This window comes from Polyangium sp. 15x6, from assembly GCF_029960785.1.
In the GTDB taxonomy this organism is placed as follows: Bacteria; Myxococcota_A; Polyangia; order Polyangiales; family Polyangiaceae; genus Polyangium.
Window position 1 is genome coordinate 1 of sequence record NZ_JASBQE010000018.1, and the last position, 23,822, is coordinate 23,822.

The 23,822-nt window shown below is 64.4% G+C and carries 8 protein-coding genes; 1 reads left to right on the forward strand and 7 read right to left on the reverse strand.

From position 1 onward, the window contains the following. Positions 1 to 465, reverse strand: a 465-nt coding sequence (locus QHF83_RS15500) for a hypothetical protein (RefSeq protein ID WP_282418605.1), incomplete at its 3' end; no start/stop codon positions are given. A gap of 202 nt (positions 466 to 667) precedes the next feature. Here QHF83_RS15500 and QHF83_RS15505 point away from each other — a divergent pair. Beyond that, a complete protein-coding gene (locus QHF83_RS15505; RefSeq protein WP_282418606.1) occupies positions 668 to 961 on the forward strand; it encodes a hypothetical protein in 294 nt (97 codons plus the stop codon). A 295-nt stretch (positions 962 to 1,256) separates the two neighbouring features. Here QHF83_RS15505 and QHF83_RS15510 read toward each other — a convergent pair whose 3' ends face one another. From QHF83_RS15510 to QHF83_RS15535, 6 genes are all read right to left on the reverse strand, one after another. After that, positions 1,257 to 2,501: a sigma-70 family RNA polymerase sigma factor gene (locus QHF83_RS15510; protein WP_282418607.1), complete on the reverse strand. Its 1,245-nt coding sequence runs from the start codon at positions 2,499 to 2,501 to the stop codon at positions 1,257 to 1,259. 69 nt (positions 2,502 to 2,570) lie between these two features. Beyond that, positions 2,571 to 3,572, reverse strand: coding sequence for a hypothetical protein (locus QHF83_RS15515; protein ID WP_282418608.1), 1,002 nt, complete (start codon positions 3,570 to 3,572; stop codon positions 2,571 to 2,573). A 1,398-nt stretch (positions 3,573 to 4,970) separates the two neighbouring features. Further along, positions 4,971 to 5,789: a hypothetical protein gene (locus QHF83_RS15520; RefSeq protein ID WP_282418609.1), complete on the reverse strand. Its 819-nt coding sequence runs from the start codon at positions 5,787 to 5,789 to the stop codon at positions 4,971 to 4,973. 113 nt (positions 5,790 to 5,902) lie between these two features. Further along, complete coding sequence (locus QHF83_RS15525) at positions 5,903 to 6,559, reverse strand: hypothetical protein (RefSeq protein ID WP_282418610.1); 657 nt, start codon at positions 6,557 to 6,559, stop codon at positions 5,903 to 5,905. A 15-nt stretch (positions 6,560 to 6,574) separates the two neighbouring features. Then, entirely contained in the window at positions 6,575 to 13,702 is a 7,128-nt protein-coding gene (locus tag QHF83_RS15530) for a SpvB/TcaC N-terminal domain-containing protein (RefSeq protein ID WP_282418611.1), read from the reverse strand. Positions 13,703 to 13,736: 34 nt separating this feature from the next. After that, complete coding sequence (locus QHF83_RS15535) at positions 13,737 to 22,988, reverse strand: neuraminidase-like domain-containing protein (protein WP_282418720.1); 9,252 nt, start codon at positions 22,986 to 22,988, stop codon at positions 13,737 to 13,739. Positions 22,989 to 23,822 lie beyond the last annotated feature (834 nt).

The following is a 23,822-nucleotide window of genomic DNA, read 5'->3' on the forward strand; positions in this document are numbered from 1 at the left end:
CGTCCACGACGCGCCGCCACCGGCGCTCGGTCCTCGTCGTCCTCGTAGCCATGACGAACCTCCTTCGACGACGAGAACTGCACGGAAGAGCGCAGGAGCGGAAGGATGGGGGTTGCCGGACGGGTACAGAGCGACGCGCTCGAGCAGCCCACGCGTGGCATGTTCGATCCCGGCAGCAACTTGTCGTGTCCCGGAGAGCGGATCCCTAGGACGAAGTACAACCTGGCCTTGCTCTTCGAGATGAAGGAGCGCTTGGTCCGCTGCGGATCGTGCGATCCCGAGGAGCTTGCCCCGCAGAACAGCAAGGCCGATCGCCCCGTCGTCGTCGGGGCGCGTGTAAATGAGCGCGTAGATGATCTGCGCCTCGACACGCCCCTCTGGCCCCGCGAGCCTAGCTGCGACGATGTGCTCGATGAGCTTCGCGGCCGCCTCAAGCTCATGCGGCTCGAAGCTCCAGAGCAGCATGTGCACCTCGTCGACAACGGCGCGCCGCCCTGGGGAGAGAGGCGAGACCAGCGTGGGGGCGGGCCTGCGCGCCGCCTTGGGCGCGGACACGAGCACGTGCGATGTCGACGCAAAGGCCGGCGGACGCGCAGGTGCAAGGGACGGCGGAGGAGCAGCGACAACCGCTGCTCCAGGGCGGCGTCGCCAGAAGCACAAGACGCCGATGAGCACGCGCCACCATGAGGGCCTGACCGGGATCGACGTGGCGGCAACGGGAGGCGCGGGAATAGCCGGCCGCACGAAGAACGCCGTGGAGGCGTTGTCGTCTTCTTCGTGGCTCGCTGCCGGGCACGTCATCACGCGCGTGGCGGCTTCGTCTTCTTCCTCGTCGGCCATGTACCCCTCCGAGCGCACGAATGCCGTCTACAGCCTGAAAAGCCGCGAAACCGCATGTCGTCGGCTCTGCGACGTCGACTCGGGAAACGCCGCAGACGACAGCGGATGGCGATCGAAGTGATGATCGCCCGGAGGCGGGCGCGGAACCTGGGCTAGCGAATGCGAGCTGTATCCCGCGACCTCCTTCGAGCGAATATCACCATCCCCAGGCGACCGCGGTGTATGCCTCACGAACGCCCTCCAACGCGCGCTCAGCACCGCGGCCGTCTGCGGATGATGATAATTCGCGAGGACAAACGCGCCCGCGTGCCGGCGACCATGCCCGGGCGCAAAGCCGCATGTCCCTTACTCTCTAAACACGAGCCGACGCTGGCGACCCGTCCAAGGAAAGTGCACGCCCGCGTGCAAGAGGCTGGTCAGGGCGTGCTGCCGCTCTTCTGCTCGTTCTGCCGCAGGCCCTCGAGCGCCGCGGCGATGTACTTGTTCCGGACCCCCGCGTGATGACTGCTCCGGTAGTCCCGTTCATGCTGTCGCAGCGTGGCGAGCGCCTCGGCGAACTGCCCGCGCGAGAGCATCTCCCGGGCTTGTTCGAGGTTTGTCGTCTCCGGGTCGTTGAGGGGCACTGCGGCGGGCGCGGCGCGCGGGGGCGCGACGACAACCACGGTGGGACTCGGTCCGGGGGCGGGCGGAAGCGCACCGTGAGAGGAGCTCTCACCACGCCCGCTCTCGTCGACCACGACGGACAGCACCATCGGCACCGCATGCCGCGCGGCAGGCGACTCGTCGTGGGGCCAGAGCGCGACCGCGCCACCCCCGCCCAGGGCGCCGACGCCGACCAGGAAGAGCGGGTGCTTGATGAGGCGCTCGAGCACCACCTTCACCGTGGCCGGAGCGACAGGCCCAGAGCCCCGGGGCGCGACCGCTTGGATGAGCCGCATGCCCGAAGCCGGCGGTTCGGAAGGCGGCGCCGGGCTCGGCGCCAGGGCCGGAGGAGGCGCCTCGTGGAAGCCGAGCTCGCGGGCGACGCGGCGCCACACCTCGTGCCGCGTCCTCTCGATGAAGTCGGGCGTGAGGTCCTCGGGGTGGAAGACGGCATCGAGGCCGAAGGGCAGCAGCATGAACGGCGTGAAGTCCCGGCCGAACAGCTTCTTCACCCTGCGCCGGAAGACGTTCTTGGCCTCGACGAGCCTGGCCTGCGCGGTGTTGCGCGAGACCCCGAGCGCCGCAGCGATCTTCGGCAGCGACTCCCCGTTGAACTCTGCCCTGACCAGTACATCGACGAGCTTCGCGTCCATGGTCTGGAGCACGCGTTTGACGACCTGATCGAGCTCATGATGCTCGAAGCGCTCGTGCGGGTTCTCGTCGCTGGGCACGTCCACGCCGACGTCTGCCTCGGGGGTCTCGAAGCGGTGACGGTAGAGGCGGTAGTGCTCCGCTGCCTGCTGGTCGCAGATCATCTTGAGCCAGTCCTCGACCCCTGCGGACGGGACCTTGTCGAAGTTCTTATAGACCTTCAGGAAGACGAGCTGCGCGAGGTCGTCGACATCCGCCTGACGCACGCCCATCCGAGCAAGGATCCCGAGAACGGTCAGGAGGTGCGTCGCGTAGAAGCGGAGAAAGGCGTCGCTGGCGTGATGCAGGAACGGGAGGAGGAGCCGCACAAAGACAAACACGCGCCGAGACGGGCGACCCGTCCAATAAATCATACGGCCTTGTGATCGAAACCTACTTCACCGGATGTCGAAGGGAACAACCAGGCCGACCCGGACTGCGCCGGTGAGACGCGGCGCGCGCCAGAGTTCCTCGCCGTCGATGACGAACGCCGGCCGGCGGGGCACGTAGGCAACGTCCCCGTGGAGCTCGAGGCCCAAGTAGCGAGCGAGCCAGAACCCACCGCCGAGCCGCGCGCCGAGATCGAACACGAGCTCATCGTCATCGGAGAGCTTGATCTTCTGGGCGTCAACCAACAGAAGTGTCACGTCACCAAAGAGGCACGCGCGGGCGAAACCCCGAGCCGAGAAGAGATCCTGGCGAAAGCACGCCAGCGCAGCCAACGCCGCACGTTCGCCCGTTACGTCCTGCTGCGTCGCTAATTCCCAGGCATGGTCGTAGTACCCTTCGATCCCTACGGAGAATCGGGGCCACCGCGCCTCGAGGCCCATCGCAAGGCTCAGCGCCGTCTTCGGGGCGCTCCACCAGGCCGCACCCGCGCTAGCTGATGCGGCGAGCTTCGGGAGCCACGGCGAGCGCATCGGGGGCTTTGCGGCTGGCCGACTTGGCAGAGGAGCAGGTGGCCGAGGAGTCGACGGCGGAGATGATGCCGGAGGCACGGACGAGCTCGGCACCGCATCTGCCTCGGGAGGGGGAAGCACGAGAGGATCGATGATGTCGCGCAGGTAGAACACGGTGCGATCTGCGAGCTGATCGCACCGCCAAGACTCCGCGTGGGTAACGTGGTTGTCGACGACCTCTCCGTTCTCGTCGCGCGCCTCGATATGCGCCTCGATCCGCTGCGGCGTGAGCACGAGCTTCACGGAGATGAAGCGCGGCGCGTCGTCGGTGAAGGGGTCGTGGCCCTTGAGCTTCGTGGCGAGAGCGGCCTTGATGTAGCTCTTGTCCGGGCAGTTCTTCGGGGCGTCGGGACCGGGGGCGTAGTCGAGGCGCCAAGGCAGCACCTGGGATGGCTGCGCCGTGGCCTCCGAGGTGCCGTAGAGCAGGGCTGCGACGAGCAAAAAAGGCGCCCAGAAAGGGCGTGAAGAGGCGTCCCGCATGACCCGAGAGAGCAGGTTTGTCCCCACCGCAGAGCATGCCCGTGGGGCGCGTGAGGCGCAAGCGTTCGTGGAACGCGACGGAGCCCCGCGTTGGTTTGTCCGTCGCGTCCCGACGTTGACGAAGCCCAGACGCGAAAGCTAGCTTTTACGGCGTGCGTGCGTTCAGGACCTTCGCCGCGTACCTCGGTACATTGATCGCGCTCGGGCTCGCAGCGTGCGACGCGGAGAGTTGCAACGGAGTCATCTCGGGGACCACCATCTGCTTCGACGATGACGGCGAGGAGGTACCGTGCTGCGGCCCGCCAGGAGACAAGTACGCGTGCCCGCCTGATGCGGGGGATGACGCCGACGTGGATGCCGGCGACGAGGACGAGGCCGATTCGGGTGACGATGATGGAGGTCCAGAAGCGGGCTCGTCGTCTGGGTGCCCCTCTGACGCGGAGTGCGTGTCGCCTGGCGGCGGCGGGTTCGACTACTACCCCTCGTACGTGTGGATGGGGAAGGAGACTGATCCGCTGCCTGAAGGGCTGGGAGGCTCGCCCTGGCTAAGCTGGGTTGACGTGGTGTTCGCCGAACCCACGTGTCCGGCCTGCTCATGCGCGGCGGAGTCTGCCGGCTGCGTCATGCCGGCTGCGTGGGACGCAAACTCTATCGCTTGTCAAGACATTTCTCCTCCAACCGTGACCCCGTTTGACCCCCCGGCCGGATGGGACGGAAGTTGCGCGTCGTCCAGCCAGATCCCGGCGGGGGCAATGTGCGACGGCAGCCCCTGCGTCCGATCATTGGTGGTCGAACCACCGGCCATTGCACCCTGCGTGGCAATACCGGCGATGCCGCCTGAAGGACAACCACTGCCCCCGCCGACGCGCACCAAGGTGCTCGAATACCCGTCAGCACCCCTCGGTACCTGCGACTTGTCGCACGTGTGCATCGGGGCCGCTCCGGCCGGGTATCGGCTCTGTCTTGTCGCGCATGGGCTCGAGGCTGCTCTCGAGTGCCCGGAAGAGTGGTCCGATCGACATTCAGGCTGGAGAAAAGCAGAGGAGACGCGAATCTGCACAGCCTGCGGCTGCAGTTCACCGGAAGGCGCGTTTTGCTCGGTGCGGGTCAGGGCGTACGCGGACGACGCATGCACGAACGAACAGGCGTCTTTTATCCTGCCGTCGAACGAGGACCCGAAGTGTGTCGACCTGGCAAGCGGCACCGCACTCGGCAGCAAAACCGCCGAGGTCCTTTTCTACGAGGCAGGTACCTGCGAGCCCAGCGGGGGCGAGGTCATGGGTGAACCGTTGATGGTATCGCCTGTGACATTTTGCTGCATCCCCGAGTTGGCCCCACCCCCATGACAGCGCTGAGGGGTTACATCACATCGCATGTGCCGCTGAGGCAATTCCCCGACGCGCAATCCTCGTTCGTCGTGCAGGGCTCGCCATAATCGAGCGCGCAGCGCCCCTTCCCGTCGCAGACATATATTCCGACGCAGACGATTGAAGGATCTGGCGCGTTCTTGGTATCATATGTCCCATAAGCACGAGGGACGCATTCGCCGAAGGGGAACCCGCAATCGTAACAAATGGGACACGGTTTAGCACAGCAGACGCCGGCTTCGCACGCGCCGCTCGCGCACTCGGCGTTCGTCTCGCAGAATGGTCCGGAGCAGATTGGGCAGCGCCCACCGGAGTTGCCGCAGTCGATGCCGGTCTCGTCTCCGTTCTGAATCCCGTCATCGCACCGGACGCACAGGCCCTCCCAGCAGTAGCCTGCCGGGCAGTCCGTGTCCACGTTGCACGTCCCCGGGCACAGCGGACACGACCCGCCGCAGTCGACGTCGGTCTCGTCCCCGTTCTTCACGCCGTCATCGCAGCTCGAGCAGATGTTCCTGGCCTCACAGGTGTGTCCGGGTCCGCAGTCCGCGTCCTGCAGGCAGCCGAGGCAGTGGCCCGCGCCGTCGCACACCCCACCCGCGCAGGTCCACGCCACCGGGGCGTCCTTCATGTGGCACGTCCCATCGCAGCGCCAGCCCTTGCAGGGGGGCAGCTCGCCGCACTCGACGGCCTTCTCGCATGGGCAGCCTTCACCACCGTCAGCGCAGGATGGATCGGTGCACGAGGGCAGGATCGCGAAAGCGGGCAGAAGAAGCGTGAGGGAGAGCGCGGCAACGAAGCGACGACGGCTCATCGGGGCCTCCTTGGCCGACGGCATTGTACAGGTGGGCGCACTCCCCCACTCTTTAGGTCAAGCAAAGACGGGCTCGGACCTTGACCACCTTGGGAAGGCGACGCGCTGGCCACTCAAATCGAGATTCGCGCGAGGATGCCATCGGTCATCACCTCGGATTTATACGTGGTGATTTGGATAAGCTCGTGGATGTAGTTTTCCGGCGAGCGATGTCGATGATATCCAGACGAGCAGACAAGCACTGTGAATGGCGCTTCGGCAAACCATGTCTCCTTCTGCGGCGGTAGCTTGCACATACCGAGGGTTCGGGTGAGCATAGTTTCATGATCGGCAATAAAAGCACCGTCGTAAATCTCTCGGATCCATTCCGGCGACTCGTGCTTAAGGACATGGTCGCGAGTGCAGTAGAGAATGTTCCCGCCTTTTACCAGATGGACTCTAGTATCGCCCGCGGTACACACGTGCACCGCATCGCGAGCCGCCACCACGCCAGAAAAAACTACGGAACCAGGATCTCCTTCGGTGCCTGTCCCGAGCCTGGCGGCAATCAACTCTGCAAGGCGCCCCGGCCAATCATTCCGTCTGCCATAGGCTTGCGAGAGAGTCGCTGCGGTCTCGACCAGAAGGCGCGCTGAGGCCTCGGGCGCGCCACTCTTCATGATGTCCTCGACTGCGGCGAACGCGATTGCTGTTGCATCTACGATGGCAACGGCTCCGGAGAATGCAAATCGTTCAGCCTCAGCGCTTGTGTGCAAATAAAAGTCCACCATTGTCGTCCCCTAGTTCTATCGACCCATGATACCCATGATGACGGTTCCTACACCCTCACCGAGCACCTTCACGTCCTTCCAGCCAGCTGCCGTGAACGCATCTGCAACCTTTAGTGCCTCCTGCGGGGTTGCCCAAACATTCAAACTTAACTTAGCTCCCGGTGCTGCCACTCGAGCGGCCCCTTGCGCTGCCGCGGTCCAGTCGGTCACGTCTATAAACCTGAGACGGTTAGAGAAGATGTGATCCGCTGAGCCAGCCTCGAAGAGTTCTCCAATCTCCTCGAAACTGCCTTTGACATGGTTCGGGATTCCGCGGCTCGGTCCGCCGCTTCCTGGTTTCACTGGGTTGAGGTTCGTCGCGGACTTCGCTCCATCTTCAAGCCCGCCACCCACGTTCACTCTGCCGTTGATAGGCCGCTGCTTTGGTGCGGCTGTTGGGCTGGGTGCAGCTGGTCTGGGCGCAGCTACTGGGCTGGGCGCAGCTGCTGGGCTGGGTGCAGTCGGTGGCGCAGCTTGCGATACTGGCGGAGTAGGCTTGGGACTAGGCAGTGGTGTAGTCTTCGCAATAGCAGAAGGAGGCGCCGGTGTGGCCTCTGGCGTAGCAGGAGGTGCGGTCGGCGGTGGCTCCGTGGCCGGCGTCGCCGGAGGCTTGGCGGGCGAAGGCTTAGTTGGTCCCAATCTTCCCATGGCTGGCGCCGACAGGGAGGCCGCATTCATGTGCCCGGCAACATCATCGGAACTCTGTATTTGCGTAGTAGCGGCTAGGCCAGCAGCGAGCCAAGCCCAAGCCGGAACCAAGGTCCCGGCTGCGACCGCCGCAGGGAGAACGACACCACCGTAGACGAGATTCTCGCCCAGATTGCCGCCCTGCCGAAGGACCCACGATTCAGCCTCATCAAGGGACTTCTGCCAGAACCCAGTTGTGTCAGTCCCGTTCGGATCCCATGAACCAACCGGCCCTCCCCTCACATACGTATACACCCCCGCCCCATCTACCAACCCCGCTGGATCCGCACTCGTCCACCTCCCGAGCCACGGTGCATAATACCTCGCTCCATGGTAATACAGCCCCGTCTCCTCATCCCGCTCCTTGCCCGTATACCGATATCTCTTCGCGCTGACCTCCACCCCGCTCGCCACAGCGTGGTAGGCGGTCGTCCCATAGGGATGGTACTCCTCGTAACTGATGACGAACCCGTCCCCATCAAGTTCCAGCGAAGCCGACCCGAGGTGATTCCCAAGCTGATACCGCACCCGCGACGTCACCGCGAGGTTCGGATCCGACGTGTCGACCGTCTTGGTCTCCACCATCGCAATCCGCCGCGCATCATCCATCACGTGGAGCGTCTCCCGCTCCAGCACGACATTCCCGAGCTCGTGCCTACGATAGACCTCGAACCCCCCGAGGTAGATCCGCTCCTCGACGATACCGCTATGCTCCCAGACCTTCCGCACGCGCTGCCCGCCAGCGTCGTAGGTGAAGTAGACCGTCCCCCCACCGCCCTTGTCGACCTCGCGCTTCTGGTCCTTGAAGTCCCATGCGATGCCGTCCAGATGCGGCATCGTGATCATGCTCCCATGCTCGTCGTAGGTATACGTCGCCGAAAACTCGGTCTCGTCATCCCCCGGCAAGCTGGTGCCAATCAGCCGATTGCTCGTCGGCGCGATCTGGTACCGCCGCGTCCAGCTCCCCGTGCTGCCTTGCGCGGCGTGGATCATCTTTTCGATGTTGCCGATCACGTCGTACTCGAAGCTCTCCGTGTAGTTCCGCATCGCCTGCGGATCATTCGGGTTCGCTGCGTTCACCAGCGGAAAACCATTCTGATCCTGCTGGATGTCGGAGTTCTGCCCCGAATGCTCCCGCCCCGTTGCCTCGATCAACCGGTAAAGCGCGTCGTACACGTACTTCCAGCGCGGCTCCACCAGCTCGCTGTTGTGGTAGAGCTCCTCCTGCGCCAGGTCGGCAATCTCGACGATGTTGCCTACCGGATCGTACGTGTACCGCAGGTCCTGCAGGAGCGCATTATCCGACGTCCGCGTCGTCTTGAGCCGCGTCAACCGATAGGTCAGCGGATCGTAACTGTACTCCGTGACCACCCCATTTCCGTAAACGATCTTCTCCCGCTGCCCCTTCACATCATAATCGATGTCATCGACGAACGTCGTCCAGGTGCTCGCGCCCCGGATCCGCACAGCGACCGCCTCGAGCAGGCTCGCCTCGTTGTACACGGGCTTGATCTCACTCTGATCCGGCGTCGTCAGGCTCGTCGGCCGATTCAACGCATCGTACGCCGTCGTCCGCGTGAACACCTCCGTCTCGAGCGCCACCGAGCCCGACCAATCGAGCTGCGTCGAGTAGTTCTGCGCGAGCTGCCGCTGACCCTCTAGCAAATTCCCCTTGAAGTCGTACTCAACCGAGGTGATCACCCCGGCCCCATCCTTCACCTGATACACCTTCCCACGCAGATTCGCGTCCTCCGGATCCGTCTGCCCCTCGCCATACACCGTCACCTCGGCGAGCACCTCCGGATCCGCCCCCTTCTGCACCCACAGCCCCGTCCGCCGATTCAGCGCATCGTACACCGAGCGCACCACATGCCCCCGGCCGTCCCAGCCTCGAATCGGGTTCCCGAGCACATTCGCCAGCGTCCACCGCTCTCCAGAATCGCAGCTCTTCTGGTACAGCGTCCGCCCGAGCATGTCGAAGACATACTCCATCGCCGTATTCTCACGGGCGTCCACGATCTTCCGCGGATTCCCCTCGATATCGAGCTCCGCCATGGTCGTGTACGACCCCGCGGCCCCGTTATTCTCGACCCCGCGCACTGACCTGCCCAGCACGTCGAAATGCACCAGAGCCGGCGTACCCTCATGCTTCTTGGTCAGCTCCGCCGCCCGCTGCTCCTGCGTCGAAGGCGTCGGCGTCGCGCTTGGCTGCCTCGCGGCATACCAGGGGTTGCCCGTTTCGAGCACCGTATCGTTCCCGTCCCAGCTCGCCTGCTGCCAGGGCGTGAACGTTACCCGTGAATGCGTCCCGTTCGGCAGGTCCGTTCGGATGAGCCGGCCGAGTGGGTCGTAACGCAGGATCGGCGTCACGCCCCACTCGACGAGCTCCTGTTCGTCCTCGTATTCGTGGGTGGCCGTGAAGAACGGCTCGTACTGCTTGACGGGATTGCCCTTGTTGTCAATGACCACGCGCCCCGTGCCCACCCATCGCGGCGAGGCGGTGGCCAACACTACCGCGCCGTTCTCGTCCTTGACAAGCCCCCCGTTCTCGTCGCGCACCGGCGCCGGACCGGGCTCGGCCTGCACCTTCTTCAGGATCTCACGCCCGAGCCCGTCGAGGTACGTGTAGCTGTGCTGCCACGGCGTCAGCGCATCCCCGTGCCGCTCGCGCGCGGCCGCGTGCACGACGTTGGGTTTACCCGTCGTGCGCCATGCGTCGAGGTCGTACGCGAACGTCGTGGTTGGATCCTCCAGCGTGTCCCCGTCGTTCGAGCCAACCTTGCCCATCACGGCCGTCGCCACGACCATCCCGAGCTCGTCGAGCTTCACGGCGCTGCGGTTGCCGTTCGGGTCGGTGACGAGCGTGGGCCCGAGGATGCGGTAGTCGTTTGTCGCGGTGACCGTATTCCCGAGCGAGTCCTCGGCGGACGTCACGAGCAAGTCGTGGACGTCGTACGTGATGGTCGTAGGATTGCCGAGCGGATCCAGGATCTCGATCGGCAAGTAGAACTTGTCCGGATCGAACACCTGGCGGCCGGTTCGCACCCAGTATTCGCCGTTTTCCTCGATGTACCCGCCCTGGGTGAGCATGGTCGAGGTCACGCGCGAGCCATAAGCCGTGGTCAAGAGCCCGGGTGTGAAGGCTAGCGCATACGTCTCGTAAGGCAGCGCGAGCGCGTCAATCGTGCCGAGAGGCAGGGCTGCGGGGGAGGACCCGGATAGCGTCGTGCTGTCGTAATAAACCTGCCGCACCCGCTCGACCAGGCGCTTTTGCATTGCGGTGCCGTTGGGCATCGCCTCGTAGGGGATCGCGTCGGCGGCGTTCACATCGCCAAGCACCTCGTCGAACAAAAACAATGTGCTCTGTGTCGTGGAGAGCCCCGTGAGCTCGTACGTTCGCGCCTCCTTGGGCACTCCGAGGCGGTACCAGCTCGCCTCCCCATCCTCGTTGACCACGTCGCTCTCGGTCAGGGTGGCCAATAGCCCCTGTCCGGGCGTGTTTTCCGGAATGTTCCGCCGCGCGTACGCGATGCTTACCGAGCGCTCCACGTGGCCAAACGAATCGACATCGAGCGCCAGCGTATGCACCACGCGCGGCTCGTCCGGGTCACGCTCGTAATGAATCTCGACGGACTCACGCGCATACGCGAAGAACGACGCATACGCCTTCGCCGCCGAAGGCTGCACCCGCACGATGGCAGGGCAAACCTCCGTCACGACATACGGGTGCGATTCCGCCTCGGAACCATCGAGCGCGTAGACCTCCGTGCGGAGGATTTGCCCCTTGAGCGCCCGGCAGGCCTCACGCAGGTCCCTCGGCGACAACCCCGTCTGCAGCACGGCATCGGGCAATTCCGGTCTCTGCCCGTCACCGGCATAATACTCTTTCTCGAACTGCTTCGCGATCCGGCTCCTGTCGATGAACGCGCCCGTATGGAACCACGTCTTCGTGAGCACCGGCGGCAGGTGGAATTCCTCCTCCACCGGTGGAGCCTCCGCGAAGAGCCCCTTTCCGCGCTCGGCCGAGAACGACTCCGCGTCGTATTGCTCGACGAGGCCAAACCCCCGGAACTCTCGCTCCGCGCCGTCGTAGTACCCGTGATGATACTTGTACGTACTGACGAACCGCGCCTTGCTGACTGCGTCGAACGTCTCCACACGCGTGAGCACGTGCACGGGGAACGACAGCCGCGTCACCCACGGCTTTCCAGCCTTCAGATCCTCCAGGTAAAACTTCGTCGAGGGCGCATACTCGAGCTTCGTCTCGGCCCCGAGGTTGTTCTTGACCGACGTGAGTAGATACGGCTTCTTGCTGCCCAAAAGATCGATGTACCGCATCGGCGGCTTCGCCACGCCCCGCCACGGCGATGACCACACGAGACACGCCGTACCGGACCCGAGCAGATCGACCACGCCCACGGTGGACATGGAATCGGCCGTCGGGAACCCCGGCATTCGCACCGGCTCACTCCAGCCGTTCCCCGCCTGGTTGAACACGATGACTGCACCTTCGCCGGCTACGTACACGATATCCGTGGTCCCGGTCCCATCGATATCGCCGAGGCGAATCCGGCGCGGATCGAACGTGTGCGAATCATCGAACAGCGGCGCCTTGCTCATCTGCACCTTGGCGCCGAACCGCCCATGCCCGAGGTTCGGCCAGTAGCAGATGCTCCCATTACGGACGCGCACGATGTCGGGCAAACCGTCCCCGCTCATGTCCGCCACGAAGATCGCTTGCGTCATGTCTGCGAACACGAGCGTCGGGCTCTTGTCCTCGTCGTAAGTTTTCGGCAGAACCCGCGGCGGGCCCCACCCGCCCTTGCCGAGCGACGGGTACCAGAGCTGCACGTGATCGGTCGTGACCAGAATGTCGTCGAGTCCATCGCCGGAAAGGTCGATGAAACGGACCCGCGGGTCATTCCAGTTGACGTTCGGCTGTGAAGGAAACGGCACGAAGGGCCCCCAGCCGCCCTCGGGCGTGCGCTCGTGATAGCCCGACGTACCTTCCGGCGTGAGCTCCACGAGGCACTGTCGCCCCTCGCTCCCGACGTCGAGGAGCTGCGCCCCGCCGCCCGACGCCAGGGTCGGCTGGCTCAAGAGCCGCCGTGCCGGGGCGAGGTGCCCATCACCGAGGTTTTGCTTGTAGTAAAATGCCCCCTGTTGCTCGCAGAGCACGCCGGGAATGCCCTCGCCATCGAGGTCGACCCATCGTGCGGTTTGTCCGTCCACACCGCCAGGTAGATCTTCGAGGCTTTGTGGATCGAGCAGTTTGACGGCGGTCTGGAGCTCGGGCAACGAATACCCGAGATCGAGCGGCGGCAGGGACTTCTTCGAGTAGCCGCTCCCCGTCTTGATGTACCCCGACTGCGTGACCGATACGAGCCGGGTGAGCGCCGGCCCCTCGGCATACGTGAAGTCGGTGGAGCGCACGAGCACAGGATCCTGGCCGAGCTCGGGGAAGTTGTGGAACATCAGGGCCCGCCGGCAGAGGCGGTATGTGCGGATCTCGAACGTTGAGCGGTAGCTCGAGAACGGATCCTGCCGGCAGGGCCAGGTATTTTCCTCCGCGGGCGTCGGCGCTGCGACACCGTGCTCGCCGTAATCGAAGACGACCTCGAAGAGGAAATCTTGCGTCTCGAAAGGCACGGTGTTGCCATACCGGATCCGCTTCAGATAGCGGTTCACGATCTGGGCGTCACCGGAGAGCCGTTGCCGCTCGTAGACGGCGTTCGGTACGTTCTCGAAGTTCTCGGCCTTGTACTCGTAGACGACGACGTTCCCGAGCGCATCCTCGGTCCGCTCGATCAGCCACGAAAAGACCTTGGTCGAGGCCGCGGGGCTCGCGATCCGAGCCTCCTCGGTCCGGCCATAGATACTCTTGACGTTGTCCTTCGTCGTGGCTCGCCAGTAAACGTTCCCGTTCGCCTTCTCCTTCACGCGTTCGATACGCGCGAAGAGACCTTCGACACGGGGACGATACCGCTCGATGCGCTCGTCGTCGTTTTCCACCTCATCGCGCACCCAGTTGCCTTGCCCCTCCTCATCGAGCTTGGGCACGAGGTCTTCCGCGCCCGACATGATGAACACGTCGGATTCGCGGAAGTCCTCGTACTCGGGCAAACCACGCTCGGTCTTGCGGGAGATCGAGGGCACGGAGAGCCGAAAGCCCACACCGAACGGCCCATTGCCACCGCCGGAATCGTACGCGACGGCGAGCTCGGGCCCGAACCCGCCGCGGCCAGGCGAAACCGCGATCGGGACCGTGAGGGATCCCGTGCCGCTCACCAGGCTCGCGGCGAACTTCTCGCCGAGCCCTCGAACCGCGCCGCCCCCCTTCGGAAGCGACGGGCTCGGGGCCTTGACCGCCTCGGGCGCGGTCGTCTTGGGCTTCGGTGCAAAACCTTTCTGCTCCATGGCGTGCCCTCTCTCCCGTGTCCGTGTACCGAGATTATTGCTGCTTGTACTCGCAGACGATCCAGAGGTCTTCGAGCTGAATGGGTGTCTCCGTGACCTTCAATGTCCACGAGGCGAAGTTGCTGGCCGTCTCCGATCGTATTTCGATGGCCGGTCCGATCGCGACGTTCTCGAACAACAGATCCCCGTAGATTTCACCGGTGTTTGACAACGTGGGGCTAGCGGTGGCGGGGTTCTCAGGCGACACGCCGGGCACCCTGACCTGGATAAGAAGGTTGGCGGTCGAGACACCGGAACGTTTGGCGAAGAGATGCACTTTCGTGATCACCAGACTCCGATTCCCGAGCAGCGGCTGGAAGTGTCGGAGCCCGAGCGGCAAGGAGAGGGTATGCGTTGCCGGCTGACCCGCGCCCGCGAGGAATACATGCCAGCCGTCGGGGAAGTCCGTCTTTGCGCTGAAGAGCCGGAAGCCGGTGGGGCCCGATCCTGCCGGCGGATTCTCCACGACGCCCAGCGCCTCGAGCGCGCCCTTCTTGAGCGTCTCGCCGCCGTCCCGCGCCGTGTAACGCACGTGCAGGACCACGTCGTGGACAGCCGTTGGGTCGAAGCGGTTGGTCTTCCCATCGAGCTCAATCTTCCACGTGCTATCGGCGCCTGCTCCCTCAAAGGGCAAGTACCGTTCGTCACGGAAGACCAGCTCGAAGAGCCCCGCGTCGCTCTGGCCACTGCTCGTCACGATGGACTGGGTGGATCCATAATGGTCGAGGAAGCGAGGATCGGGTCCGGATGCGTCGGTCTTCCGAGGATAGTTGGCGGCTAGGCTCGGGGTTGGATGGACCTCACTGTTCATTCTCACGCTGCTCTTCAGCAACGTGAGCTTGCTGTTCACCCCGGCATAGGGCCCGTTCACGACCGGTACCGTCATGCTGATGGTCTTGATTCGGCGCAGGTAATGCCCCGGCCAGTCCTGATCGAAGAGTGCCTCAGGCAGCTCGACTTCGCATTTCCCCTTCTCGCGCAGCTTCAAAAGCGCCAGCGGGTCGACCTCCGCGAGCGAGATGTGCTTCGTGATCTCGTACTCGCGCTTGTTCTGCTCGAGGTACGCGGCCTCCATGCGCCGGAGATCGAGCTGGAGCCTCTCGCCCGCGAGCAGTCCATCCCTCGCACTCTCCCAGTTGCCAAAGTTGACGTAGCTCGCCCCGGGCTGCGCGAGCTCGAACTGGAAGGCCCGCTCGGCCCTCTTCGCGAGCTCGTACGCGAGTTTGTAGCCATGGAAATACACGCCCTCGACCTGCGAGGCCATCCAGTCGTAGAGCTCTTCGTTCGTGTACTTGGTCTTCAGGTACTCCTCGACCTCCTTCGCGTTCTTGATGGAGAGGTCGTGGTTTGCGAGTTCCTTCTGGGCGATCTCGAGCCGGATCTCCGCAGCCGCGATCTGGCGGTTGATTTGCTCGATCTCCTTCTGCGCGAGGCGCTCCTGGAGCTTCCACTCCGCCCAGCGGCGCTTGTAGCTGGCCATCGTCGCGCTCTGGGACGCGCCAGCGTGGTGGATGCTCGCGAGCAGCGAGTGGAACTGCCCGCCAGCCTCCAGGACGCCGCCGAGCTGGACACCGCCGAACTCACTCTCCAGCTTCGGAGGCAATGGGCCGGCGATCGAGATCTGCGGAAATAGCTTCGCCACGGCGGCGAGGGTGTGTGCAATCCCGGCGTTCGTTGTCTCGAGGTTGGCCAGGTTGGTGAGCGTCGCCTGCATCTCCTCCTCCGGAATCATGTATTCGATCCCGGCATAGAACGTCAGGCGCTCCTCGATCACGGCTCGAGAGCGTCGCAGGGCCTCGAGCGACTCCTTCGCCTCGTCGACCTGGCGCTTTCGTACCTCGCGCATCGCGCTGAGGACGTCGAGCTCGTGCCGGGATCGCAGGCGCGACAACGCCTCTCCGTCGCGCTTCTCTCGCGCCGCGAGGAGCGCGCCGCCCATGGCGATCACGCTGCCGACGAATTCGAGCGCCTTTGCCTGGAGCACCGAGAAGCGGTAGATCGGCAGCGGGATGTTGATCCCGTAGAGCAGCTCGCCGATGTTCAGCCCGTTCGCCGCGGCCTTCACGAGCAACCCCGGATCGATCGGAGGCTCGAAGAGCGGGAGCTGTCGCACCGTGCCGTCGATGTTCATGCAATGCCGGATCTTGAACAGGCGATCCCCGACCGTATCCCAGAGGGCCAGCATTTGATCGTTCGGCGGCACGCAGAAGTAGAGCGTCCGGAGCGCCGGCGGCGGCTCCCGACGCGTGCACCGCACGTCTGCATCCGGCGGCAGCAGCGGGATGACGCTCTCGATCTCCACGAGCGCATTCGAGAACGCGTCGATGCTGGGCTCGAGCTCGGCGTAAGACCTGGGCGGTACGTCCTCTTGCTTCACCAGGCGCGGGCGGTCCCCGAGGATCCGCGCGGCGAGGATGTAGAGCTGCGTCGCCTCGTTGATCGACTCGATCGTGTCGCGCCGGAAGAGGCTGTCGCCCCATGAAAGGAGATTTTCGACGTACTTCATCACGACCGACTTCTGGTAGGCGAGCGGCCGCATGCGCGCGATGAGGTGCGGATTGAAGGGGTTCTCCCTCCAGCGAGCGATCTGCGCGGTAAGATCCTGGGTGGCCCCCAATTCGGAGGACCCGCCGAAGAGCTCCGTGAGGAGCTGGGCGTTCGGGTTCTCCGCCGCGAGCTGCTCGAGCTGCGCCTGGATCGAGGCGAGATCGAGGTTCTCCCGGAAAGGACGGACGTTCCAGAACCGCTCCGGACCGTTCCCCGGCGCCCCGCCCGTCGGATCGAAGATGTAGCGGAACCACCGATCCGCCTCGGCGAAGCGGCCGTTCTTGCTGAGGCGCGTGGCGGCGAGGAAGGGCGCGTGGAAGAAGAGCTCCCAGTTGTATTGCGAATAGGCGCCGCCGAAGGAGAAGTCGACCTCCTCGATCGGGAATGGCTCTGCGACGAATTTGGTGGGCTCGTAGAGGTCCTCGATGTCGCTCCACGTGAGCTGCAGGGGCGTCGGCCCCTGCATGTCCCACCGGAGCAGGCCGTCGATACCGCGGCGCTCCAGGTGCCTCACGAAGTCGCACACGTAGGGGTGGTAGAACGCGTGGAACCGGTAGGCGCCATGGACGGCTGCGTTGACGCCGAGATAAATCTTGGGCGTATTGGCCCACTGGAGGACGATCGGATCGAGGCCCTCGCCGGCGTGCCGCTTCACCGGCGCGGAGGCATTCGGGAAGGACTGGGCGGCGCTGCTCCACGCGACACGCGCCTGCAACTGCAGATCCATGAAGAACACGCGGCTCTTGTCCCCGTAGAACATCGGGGCACGCGACTTCTCTTCGAGCATCACGGTGTCGTTTTGCCGGTCCGTGAGCAAGGAGAAGCGCCCGGGGGTGTTCCCGAGCAGGTCGACGACGGGGATGCCGAATGGCGATTGCGTGAACGCGCCAGTGACGCGAATACGAAGGAAATCATTGGGCCGAAGGAGTGCTTGCTCCATGAATCGCATGTTCGTCGGGAGCGCGTGCGCCGGCCTCCAGCCCGGCAGCGGCCAATTTATGGCGTAGAAGTTGAGTTCGCCTGTGCACGAGCCGATCGTGAGCCTGCCGATCAGCGTATAGGTGGTGTGGGTCGTCTCGATTCCGTCATATCCGGACTCGTTGGCCAGCGCGTGGATGGTCAGGTCGCCTGCCTCGTCGTCGATCGAGAAGGAGAAAGAGACCAAGCTGGGCTCGATGGCCAGAGGAAGCCGCATGCCCCTCTCCCCCGTCGTCTGTACCGCGCCGAACCCTCCGTTCCGGTACGCGCTCCAGCTGAAGCCCACGCGCCAGGACTTCTTCTTCGAATTCGATTGCGGATCGGATGGTTTGTCGGATTGCTCCTGGAACATCGGCCAGAACAGGTGGAGCCTGCGGTTCCAGACAGCAGCCAGCAGGTGGTCTCCCGGGATGTCGAGATCGACCTTCTCCCAGGGCGTCCAGTAGCTGGCGTCGATGCGCCTCCGGTAGTAGTACCTGTGCGGCGGCGCGTGGGTCCGCGCGATGACGTGCACGATGTCGACCGGATCCGCTCCGTCCTCCCGCTCGTGGAACATCGCCGCCACCTCGAGGCGGCTGACCTCGTGCAGGCTCTCGAGATACTCGCGGTAAGCCGTCTCGGCCGATTCCGCGTTGACATCGCCCTGAAGAAGGCGGCTCTCCAGCGTCTTGAAGAACGGCGTCTTGTCGTCCCGCAGCTCTGGCTCGATCCAGTTCTCGGGATAAAGGAAGACCTTGCGGTTCGCCTCCCAGACCCGGTAGCTCTTCATCCAATCCCATTCGCGCGCGGCCTCTTCGCCGAGGTCCGGCACGCTCGCCTCGAGCCCGAGGAGCACGCGTTGCACGAACATCTGGACGGAGCTGATGGCCTGCTTGATGCGGGAGGTGAGCTGGCACGGGCTCATCTCCACGTCGATGAGCAGCTCGTCGAAGAGCTCGTTCGGGCCCGCGAGGTCCCGCTTTGCGACAAGGTACCCGACCAGCGCGTCGCGCTGCTTCTCGCGCAGCACGTCCCGCAGCGGACGGGCAACCTCGCTCCAGCGTGCGTCATCGTGTTTGGCCCGCGCCACGCGCTTGACGTCCAGCGCAATGTCGGCGGTGGTTGCGTCAACATTGGCCCAGAGCGCCCCCTGCGCGGCGGACGCGCCGAGTCGGCTGAGGAGCTGGAAGGCGCGGTGGAGGCAAAGGAGCGCCTTCTCGTCGAGGAAATCCGCTTGCGTGAACGCAAAGACGTTCTCGATGAGTGGCTGGACGTCGTTCCGCGGCCAACCGGTACGCGCCGAGAGCTCGTCGTAGAACAGCGTCGGCCCCACGATGCCTGCCTGTGTGAAAATAGCCCGCAGGTCCTCACGGCCATTCCGCAGCGTGTCGCGGAAGGAGGCCAGGTCGACGAGACGCATCAGCTTCGCGAAACGCTCCTGGCGGTCGGCGTCTGCGTCCTGCCCCCCGAGCAGCAGGGTATTCAGATCGAGCCAGCCCGGCGTCGCGCCCGTCGGGTACGGCGAGGCCAGCTCCGAGGCGTGAAGCCTGAGCCGCTGGACGATGAGCGCGACCTTGTAAAGCAGCTGGACGGTGGTCTTGCGGTCCGCGTTCGTCGCCTCCGTTGGCGCGGTGTACCCGAGGGCATTGTTCATCGCAGGCAGGAAATCGAAGATGGCCCGTGTTCCCTGCGGCGCAGACGAGACGAGGACGGTCGTGAGCAGGTGCTCGACCGCCTCGGCGTCGAGCTTCAGCTCCGTCGCGAGCTTCTGCGTGACGAGGCTCTGCGTCCGCGTTCTGCGCAGGTGGTTGAGCAGGCGCGGGAGCACATAGGCGAACCGCGCCGTCGCCGGCGCAGTCCCGGGGTTCGATGTCGTGCCAGCCGGACCGACGAGGTCGTCCAGTGCATCGGACGTCTCGGCCCCGAAGACATGCCCGAGGTGGTTTTGGATAAACCCACGCTCGTCGTCACGAGCTTCCGGCGACTCCGTCGACGGAGTCTCGAGTATCTCGAGGATCCGTTGGACGATTGCAGGCGCCTCCACGGCCGGGACGCCATCGAGCACCTCCTCGAGGCGTGCGCGGAGTTGCTCGTTCCAGGGATCGGGGACGAGGGTCGTCTCGGTCACGACCCTCGCAGCAATGGCTTCGAGATCAGCGACGATCCGATCGCGCACCACGTCGGATAGCACCACCGGGGTCCCCGGCGGTGGTTCGTGCCGGACCAGGGAATGCAGCTCTGCAATGCTGAACTTGGAACGCCGCACCTTCGCCACGAGCTCGACGAACGCCCGCGTAGTGGCCGGCACGGCGGGCGGCTGCGGTGGCTGCGGTGGGTCGACCGTGACCGTGAGCGCTTCGAGCCCGGAGAGCTCGAGAAGGACCAGGAGGTCCTGGATGCCGATACGCAGCCCTCTGGCCAGCGCGACGATGCGGTGAAGCCGCGAGAGGTTTTCCAGGTTCAGCACCGCGTTCGCAGCGAGCGGACTTGTGATGCCGATCTGCTGCTGGGCGACCTCGGGCACGATCAGGAGAGCGAGATCGTGGGCACTGATTCGCAGAGCGGCCAGGATGCCCGCGGCATGGTCGAGCACGGTTCCCGCCGCGGTGCCACCCGGCACATTCGCAAATTCGCCTGATTGGGTCGTCACCGACTTGTTGAGAAAGAGCTCCTCGTAGAGCGATTTGCCCCACTCCTCGCTTGAACGCGTTCCGATGTCCCCCCAGAACGACAGGAGCACGGGAAGCGGTAGCTCGAGTTCCTTTTGCAATGCCACGATGTCGGCCACGTGGCGCACGATCACCGCATCGATGTCCCCTGCACCGAACGAGGTCAGCGTCCAGTCGAGCTCGGTGATGCGGAAGCCGAGCCGCTTGCGCAGGCGCAGGAAACGGTGGATACGGCCGAGGAGCGCCTCGTCGAGTCCGTCCAGCGTCTTTGCATCGATATCGCAACCCGTCTCGGGGTCGAGCTCGACCGTCGGCGAGGCGTTCGGATTCACGTATTTCGTCGCGAGCAGCTCTCGAAGCTCGTCGAAGGAGAGCCCTGCCTGCTTGAGGAACACCGGGACGGATGCCAGGCTCTCGACCCAGTTGGTCTCCGGCATTCCCCAGCATTCATACGCCGCGGGGGCCTCCGAGGATTGTTTCGTGACGATTTCCCACTCCCGCTTCGACATGCGCAGGCGCTCGCGCGCGATCTGGTCGTTGACGTCAGCGGGGGGCGGCTTCTTTGCTGCGACGAAGGCTTCGACGAGCTCGTACCGGGGTACGCCGAGATGTTCGAGATAAACCCGCGCCTCTTCATCCCAGAGGTGGAACGGCAAATCGAAGGGATGGACCGCAGCCGCGAGCTCAGCGTAGGCCGCATTGCGAGCTTGCAGATGGAGCGGATCGAACACCTCGGGCTCGGCCAAGAGATCTTGCGACGCCCCTTCACTCTCGATCTTCGCCGGCCAGAGGTAGTCCGGCCCCTCCACCTCATTCGCAATGACGACCTCCAGGATCTCGTTGACGAGATCGATGTAGGGCAGGGTCGTGTTCGTGTTCTTGCAGGAGAGCAGGAGCCGCGCGATGTCCGGCCTTCGCCCCTTCGGGCCGTCGACCTGCCCGCTGAGATCGCCGATGAGGACGTCCCTCGCCGAGTAATGGTCCACGTCGGGATCGGGATGCGGGAGATTGGAGTCCTGCCGATCCAAATACTCGAGCAGATCCACGAGGTAAGCCGCGGGGCCGTACACGGACCGGCAATGCTCGCACGCGCAGGCGTCCGGGGAGCCGAAGAGCGAAGACCAATCTGCGATGTCCTCGTGCGGCTCCTGGGCGGGCGTGGCCAGGTCCGGGAGGGTGGCGATCTTCGGCCCATGGAAGCTGCTCCCGTATTTGGCTAGGAGCGCGGTGGCCGTGGACGCGATCCAGCAAGCCCTGCCGAAGATAGCCTCGGCCCGTTCCGTTCCCAGAGCGGAGCCGAACCTGGCGATGAAGCGGCGCTTGCCCAGACGGTGGATGCTCTGCGCCGAATGGAGCCCGGCGTCGAGGAGCGGCTTCATCTCGTCGCGGTATCGGGGTGTGATGCGGAAGAGCCGCTCCATCTTCTTCAGCAGCTGCGTCGTCGCCTGGACATCACTCACGCCCGTCATCGCGTCTGGCGTTTGTTCGAGATACTTCGACACGCGTTTCGAGCCGAACTCGAAGTTCGGGTTGTTGCTGAAGAACACGCTGATGTTCGTCGCCGGCCCCGCGTCCCGGGTGACGCGGTCCGCGATGACGGCCGTGGGAAAGGCGGCCTCGACCGTGCGCTCGAGGATGCGGGCGTAGTTCGTCCGTCGTTCGTTTTCGTCCGCACCGGGCGTATCCGGGGGGCAGCCGATCTGCCCGGTGCCCCACGCCTCGTCGAGGATCTGCCTCCAGTCATCCTGGTCGTACCGCACGAATTCGCGGGCATTGGTCAGACCCCCGGAGAGCTTCTCGATGAGCGGCGCGTGGTACCGCGTGAGCGCGCCGCATTGCAGGACGAACTTGAGGCGATCAATGGTCGCCGGGGGAAAATCGGAATCTTGCGATATTTGCGTCCAGAGGCCGTCGACCGTCCCCTCGTGCTCAATGACCGAGCGGACGAATTTGGTTTGCGCCTCCGATCCGAGGTTCGCCAGCCCGAGCAGATCCGCAAACGAACTGCCACCCCCGATCCGCGGCCCGGAGGCGAGGGCCACCATCGCGCCGACGAACGTCTCCATCAGATCATCGATGTCCTCCGTCGAAAGGGCACGAACGATGTTCGCGGCCATCGACTGCTCGAAGGCTCGCCGGAGGGTGGAGAGCCGTTGCGAGAGGAGTTCCTCCCGCGTGGAAGGGAGTCCCTGCCGGAGAAGAGCATAGAGGGCACTTCGATTGAGCTGGAGCTCGCCGGCGAGGCTGCCTGCCTTGACAAGGAGATCGACGAGCTCTCGTGACTCGCCCGTGCTGCAGGCGATGTGCGACACGAGTTCTTCGCTTTCGCCCCCTGTGGGCCCATTGCCGATCACCGAGACCATCCGGGCCAGAACGCGGTCGTATTCGGGTATCCCGCGCAGGGGCGCATCTTCGAGTACGAGATTCACGACCGCGGTGGCTGGAGCGCGGCAGATGCCACTGGATTCCGCAACTTTGGTCTCTACTGTTCCTTCAACTTTGAAGGCGCGAACGACGAGATCTGCGTGTTGCTTGCCCAAGCGGATCAGATCGTCGAGGGTGTAGCCGATGCGGAATCGCCCTTGCGGATCGGTGATCGCGAGAGAGCCTACTTGCGTTTCGGTATTTCCCTTTCTGTCATAAGCGCGAACTCTGTAAGCGTTCAGAGGCACCCCGTACGCGTCCGTGAGGCGCCCTCGCACCGCCAGGCTGCTTGGCTGTTCGGTGATGCGCGTTGCGCTCATATCCACGGCGACGCGGATGTGCTGCGTCTCGGCGGCCGGCTGCCAGGTGGCAGTGGGGGGCGCGAACCGACCGTTTTTGAGGAGACGGAACTTGAGGGCCGGCCTGCGACCGAGGAAGAGCGAGTCGAGGTACGCGTCGCTCACGGTGAAGGCAAAGTCGCCGAGCCCATCGGTCTTCGCGATGGCTACGAGGTCGCTGCAGATACCTTCCTGATCCCACAGCTCGACGTACACGTCGTCGATGCCGTGCCCGGTCGCGGCATCGACGATCCGGCCCTCGAGCCGGTAGATGCTCGCCGTGGCGTTCTCGAGTTCGAGCTCCTCATTCATGATGCTCACCGCGCTCCTTGATCAAGTGACGTCGCCTCCCACAGAGACGACCAAAGCCATGCCAGCCCGACGCACAGACCATCGGGCAAGGCGCCCTACGAGCACACCACGGCCCTTTCGTCGCATCGAAAGCGACGAATACGAACCTGAGGCGCACGCGGTATCCCTCCAGGTGAACATACGAAACCGTATTCAGCCGTATGCTCGCGGCGGGACGTGCGTGCCCGTGTTGTAGATCTACCAATACCTATCACGGGGGGAAATGACACCCCGTCTATTCCTGTTCTTACCCTTCACCAAACGGCCAGGACCCGTTCTCGATGAGCACTGAGAAAACCTCCGCGCGCGACGAGACGGGTACCGTCATGCAGCAACATGATGCACGAGGCGACGCGAGAAGCTACACGTCGGCCAGGCTCCCGAGGCACGGGCGCCATAAGTCGTCTGGCAGAGTGTAAATTGCAGAGGACCCGCATTCCGTCCACAGAAATAATCGAGGACGGAGTAGTTCGGGAGGATATGTGGGTACGGTGTAGTCCTCTCGGCACCCAGTGGGAATGGCATGCCGATGTAGTTGCGGCTGGATCCTGGGCTCTGCGCGCACCCGCTCGCGCGAATGCCGCTACGCAGGGGCTCGGCTGGCACCGCCCGGCAGCAGTAATAAGGAAGTGGCGGGCTGGTACTGGACTGACACGGGACATGAAATGTCCTAGCCTGCCGGTTGTCGACACATATTATTGAAAGTCAAGAGGTCGACACGATGGCGACGGTTGAGAGATCTGCCATCGTGCCAGGTGATCGCTCGACGTCTCCCCTGGTGTGGAGCGAGCGGGG

Bases quoted from the DNA above. Each gene is read 5' to 3' on its own strand.
- QHF83_RS15530 (WP_282418611.1), bottom strand. From the start codon at position 13,702: ATGGAGCAGAAAGGTTTTGCACCGAAGCCCAAGACGACCGCGCCCGAG.
- QHF83_RS15520 (WP_282418609.1), bottom strand. From the start codon at position 5,789: ATGAGCCGTCGTCGCTTCGTTGCCGCGCTCTCCCTCACGCTTCTTCTG.
- QHF83_RS15535 (WP_282418720.1), bottom strand. From the start codon at position 22,988: ATGAATGAGGAGCTCGAACTCGAGAACGCCACGGCGAGCATCTACCGG.
- QHF83_RS15505 (WP_282418606.1), top strand. From the start codon at position 668: ATGAGCACGCGCCACCATGAGGGCCTGACCGGGATCGACGTGGCGGCA.
- QHF83_RS15525 (WP_282418610.1), bottom strand. From the start codon at position 6,559: ATGGTGGACTTTTATTTGCACACAAGCGCTGAGGCTGAACGATTTGCA.